The sequence below is a fragment of the Streptomyces albidochromogenes genome (assembly GCF_005981925.1).
Taxonomy (GTDB): domain Bacteria; phylum Actinomycetota; class Actinomycetes; order Streptomycetales; family Streptomycetaceae; genus Streptomyces; species Streptomyces albidochromogenes.
Window position 1 is genome coordinate 1 of the sequence record NZ_VBVX01000613.1, and the last position, 1,391, is coordinate 1,391.

Consider the following 1,391-nt stretch of genomic DNA (forward strand, 5'->3'; position numbering starts at 1 on the left):
CCCAACCCCACACCCCCAGCAGCAACCACCGGCAGGCCCCCAAAACCCAACGCCCCCGTCAACCGGTTCGACCGGCTGGCGGGGGCGTTGGCGTCGTACTGGTGGGTTGGGCCGGCTCAGATCAGGCCGAGCTCGCGCACCGCGTCGCGCTCTTCCTTGAGCTCCTGCACCGACGCGTCGATACGCGCGCGGGAGAACTCGTTGATGTCCAGGCCCTGGACGATTTCGTACTTGCCGTCCTTGCAGGTGACCGGGAAGGAGGAGATGAGGCCCTCCGGCACGCCGTACGAGCCGTCCGACGGGATGCCCATCGACGTCCAGTCGCCGGCCGCCGTGCCGTTGACCCACGTGTGCACGTGGTCGATGGCCGCGTTGGCGGCCGAGGCCGCCGAGGACGCGCCGCGCGCCTCGATGATCGCCGCACCGCGCTTGGCGACGGTCGGAATGAACGTGTCGGCCAGCCACTGCTCGTCGTTGACGACCTCGGCGGCGTTCTTGCCGGCGATCTCCGCGTGGAAGATGTCCGGGTACTGCGTCGCCGAGTGGTTGCCCCAGATGGTGAGGCGCTTGATGTCGGAGACCGTGGAGCCGGTCTTCTTCGCGAGCTGCGACAGCGCGCGGTTGTGGTCCAGGCGGGTCATCGCCGTGAAGCGCTCGGCCGGTACGTCCGGGGCCGCCGCCTGCGCGATGAGCGCGTTGGTGTTGGCCGGGTTGCCGACGACGAGCACCTTGATGTCATCGGCGGCGTTGTCGTTGATGGCCTTGCCCTGCGGCTTGAAGATGCCGCCGTTGGCGGACAGCAGGTCGCCGCGCTCCATGCCCTTCGTGCGCGGGCGGGCGCCGACGAGGAGGGCTACGTTCGCGCCGTCGAAGCCGACGTTCGGGTCATCGGTGATCTCGATGCCCTGGAGCAGCGGGAAGGCGCAGTCGTCGAGCTCCATGGCGGTGCCCTCGGCGGCCTTCAGGCCCTGCGGGATTTCCAGGAGACGCAGCTTGACCGGCACATCCGCGCCGAGCAGGTGGCCGGAGGCGATGCGGAAGAGCAGCGCGTAACCGATCTGGCCGGCCGCGCCGGTGACGGTGACATTCACGGGAGTGCGGGTCATGGCGATCTCCGTAAGACAGCTGGCGGTGGGGGTCCCTGCCCCTCGTTGCTGGATATCCCCGGCACGCCCAGGCGTCTGTTCGGCGTCTGAATCTTGACGTGAAGAGATATCCAGCGGTCAGGCTATCCGACCCCGGGAGCGCCGGTCTCCCGACCCCGTGTGGTGCGGCGCACATACCCCCCGAACGCCGGTCGGCCGCCTGCGCCAGGGGGGGGGGAGCGCGGCGACCTGCTGTCCGCCAACGGCGGCATCTTCAAGCCGCAGGGCAAGGCCATCAACGACAAC

1 protein-coding gene is annotated in these 1,391 nt (G+C 69.3%); it reads right to left on the bottom strand.

Going from position 1 to position 1,391, the window contains the following annotated elements; translation table 11 throughout:
- Positions 1-116: 116 nt before the first annotated feature.
- On the bottom strand, positions 117-1,106 hold the full coding sequence (locus E2E34_RS34300; RefSeq protein ID WP_138897210.1) for a malate dehydrogenase: 990 nt from the start codon (positions 1,104-1,106) through the stop codon (positions 117-119).
- Between the last annotated feature and the right edge of the window lie 285 nt (positions 1,107-1,391).

Bases quoted from the DNA above. Each gene is read 5' to 3' on its own strand.
- E2E34_RS34300 (WP_138897210.1), bottom strand. From the start codon at position 1,106: ATGACCCGCACTCCCGTGAATGTCACCGTCACCGGCGCGGCCGGCCAG.